The organism is Selenomonadales bacterium (genome assembly GCA_017442105.1).
Classification (GTDB): Bacteria; Bacillota; Negativicutes; order RGIG982; family RGIG982; genus RGIG982.
The window spans coordinates 1-2,836 of record JAFSAX010000148.1 but is presented as its reverse complement, the minus strand read 5'-3'; the positions used below and the strand labels follow the sequence as shown (position 1 = coordinate 2,836).

Here is a 2,836-nt window from a genome sequence, read left to right as displayed (position 1 = left end):
TGAGTAAATGAGTGAGATAAGAACGGCGGTCAGCATTGTGGATGGCATGAGTCCGTCGCTTAAGGCGATCAACAATGCGATGAATGTCGTCATGAGCAGTTTTGAAGAGCTGCAGAGAACATCGGGGAAAGGTATCGATACGGCTTCCTTCGTGGCGGCGCGTCAGGAGATGTTTCGGGCGAATCAAGCGATCGATGCAGTGGAGAAGAACTTGAGAGAAGCTGCCGCCGCACAGGACAAGCTGAACGGTGAGATGCGGGAAAGCGGCGGTCTTGCAGGCGGTCTTGCGTCTAAGGTAGGCGGTCTGGTCGCGGCGTATACGACACTGGAAGGTGCGATGTCTCTGGCGCGTGCGGCGGATGATTATACGAATATCAAGTCTCGGCTCGATCTGATCAATGACGGTCTGCAGACGACAGAACAGCTGCAGGAGATGGTGAGGGCGAGTGCGAACAGCACACGTTCTGATTATAAGGCGACTGCTGATATGGTCGGTAAGCTGGGCATTCAGGCAGGACAGGCATTCAGCAGTAATGAGGAGATATTGCGATTTGCCGAGCAAATCAACAAGCATATCGCTATCGCGGGAACGAGTACGGCAGCTGCCGAGGGTGCTATGATGCAGATGACGCAGGCTATGTCGAACGGTGTCCTTCGCGGAGAAGAACTCAACAGTGTGCTTGACGGAATGCCGACGGTCGCCAAGACGATCGAAGCACATTTCCGCAAGATGGGAGATACACGCGGTATCAAAGCGATCGCAGAGGAAGGTCTGATCACTGCCGATATCGTTAAGGAAGCCCTCTTTTCGGCGGCAGAAGAGACGGATTCGAGGTTTAATGCGATGGGTGTTACGTTCGGCAGTGTCTGGAATCTGTTCAAGAATACTGCCGATCAGGCATTGACGCCTGTATATAAGCGGTTGGGTGAGCTGAGCAACAGCAAGGGTTTTCAGACCTTTGCCGTGACGGCGGGGAAAGCGGTCGCGGTACTCGGCTCGGCGATCGTGACAGTGTTCGATATGATGGCGGGGCTGGGCGGTTTCGTTGCCGAGAATTGGGCTGTGGTAAGTCCTATCCTGGCGGCGGTCGGCGGTGCGATCGGTACGATGCTGGTCGCAGGTATCGTAACGGCAACGAAGTCGCTGTATGCGATGGCGGTCGCGGCGTGGGCTGCCAATGCTCCTCTTTTGCCGTGGATCGCGGCAGGGGCGGCGGTGGCGGCCGTTGCATATCTGATATGGCAGAACAGCGATAAGCTGGTTGCGATATGGGAGAGTATGAAAGCTGCTGCGGCGGCTGTTACCGGTGCGGTCGTGTCTATGGTAAGAAATGCAGGCGCAGCCGGTATGCGGTTGGCAGATATGGCTGCTGAGTGGGGAAAGGGTGCCTATGAGGCAGTAAAGTCCTGGATCGGTAAAATACCTTCGATGATCGGTGATTTTTTGGGCAGTATCAAAGAAGGGTTTACGCTCAAGCTGAGCGGCAGCGGCGGAAATGTGGCACAGAATGCCAAGGGCGGGATCTATGGCAAGGGTGCTTTTTTGACAACGTTCGCCGAGAAGTCTCCCGAAGCGGCGATCCCGCTTGATGGGAGCAGCCGTGCCATAGGACTGTGGCAGCAGGCAGGACAGATGCTCGGAGTGAAGCCTTCTTCGGGCACGAATGCAGTCGGTAAAGTAGAGATACATTTGACGGTCAACAATACGAATCATATCTCGCGTGATACGGATGCCGACGCAGTGATCCAAAAAATCACAGATAAGCTGTATGAAGCACTTGAGACGGGAATGGAAGGAGCGGTGAGCTGATGCATTATGTGTTCTTGGATAAATTGCCGCTGCCGATCGCTCCGGGGGCAATCAGCTTCAATTACGGGGGCAAGAACAAGACGGTGGAATTGATCAGCGGTGAGGACATTACGATCATTAAGAAGCAGGGCTTAACAGAGGTCTCGTTTTCGTTCTTGATCCCGCACATGAAGTATCCGTTTGCGAGCTATGATACGCTCGGTTTTGTTGGCGTGAATGCAATACTGTCATATTTGGCAGAGCTGAAAAAGGCTGAGAAGCCGTTTCAGTTTATCGTTTCTCGTATGAAAGGCGGTCGGCTTTTGCAGGCGACAAATCTGAAGGTAACGCTGGAGGAGTACAGTATTGAGGAAAGTGCGGACAACGGTCTTGATCAGATGTGCAGTGTGACCTTGCGGCAATATGTACCGTATTCGACGAAGGTTTTAACGGTCGATGAGAATGGTAATACTGCAGTAACAAAAACGAGGGGGTGAGCTTGTTGCTGAAGTTGACGATACAGGCAGACAAGCTGTACGAGCCTGTCGTGTTGGGTGGTGTGCAGTGGGAGACCGCCCAAAAGGGCGAGCCGGGCAAGCTGACATTTACGGTCGTCAAGGATGATGTCATTTCCTTCAATGAGGGAGCACCGGTCAGGCTTGCGGTTGATGGGAAAGACATTTTTCAGGGATATGTGTTTACAAAAACACGAAACAAGGATCATCATATCCGCGTTGTTGCGTATGATCAGCTGCGATATTTTAAAAACAAGGATGTATATGTTTATAAAAACAAGACAGCAAGTGAGCTCGTGTCAATGATTGCCGATGATTACGGTCTGATGCTTGGTACGGTTGAAGATACGAAGTATAAGATCGAGAAACGGGTGGAGGACGGGCAGTCTTTGTTCGATATTATTGAGAATGCATTGAAGATCACGAAGGACAATACGGATAAGGTCTTTGTATTGTTCGATGATGCGGGCAGGATCGCTCTGAGAGATATCCAAAGTATGAAGCTGAATATGGTGATCGATAAGGATGCGGC

General features: G+C 51.9%; 3 protein-coding genes. All 3 read left to right on the top strand.

All coding sequences use genetic code 11. The features are described from left to right. Window positions 1-37 precede the first annotated feature (37 nt). Window positions 38-1,810, top strand: coding sequence for a tape measure protein (locus IJN28_05950; GenBank protein ID MBQ6713309.1), 1,773 nt, complete (start codon window positions 38-40; stop codon window positions 1,808-1,810). Next, window positions 1,810-2,286 carry a hypothetical protein gene (locus tag IJN28_05945; GenBank protein MBQ6713308.1) on the top strand — a complete coding sequence of 159 codons (477 nt, stop codon included), beginning with the start codon at window positions 1,810-1,812 and terminating at the stop codon, window positions 2,284-2,286. Before IJN28_05950 ends, IJN28_05945 begins: the two co-directional genes overlap by 1 nt. 5 nt (window positions 2,287-2,291) lie before the next feature. Continuing rightward, the coding region (locus tag IJN28_05940; protein MBQ6713307.1) for a hydrolase at window positions 2,292-2,836 on the top strand (545 nt) is incomplete at its 3' end.

Bases quoted from the DNA above. Each gene is read 5' to 3' on its own strand.
- IJN28_05945 (MBQ6713308.1), top strand. From the start codon at position 1,810: ATGCATTATGTGTTCTTGGATAAATTGCCGCTGCCGATCGCTCCGGGG.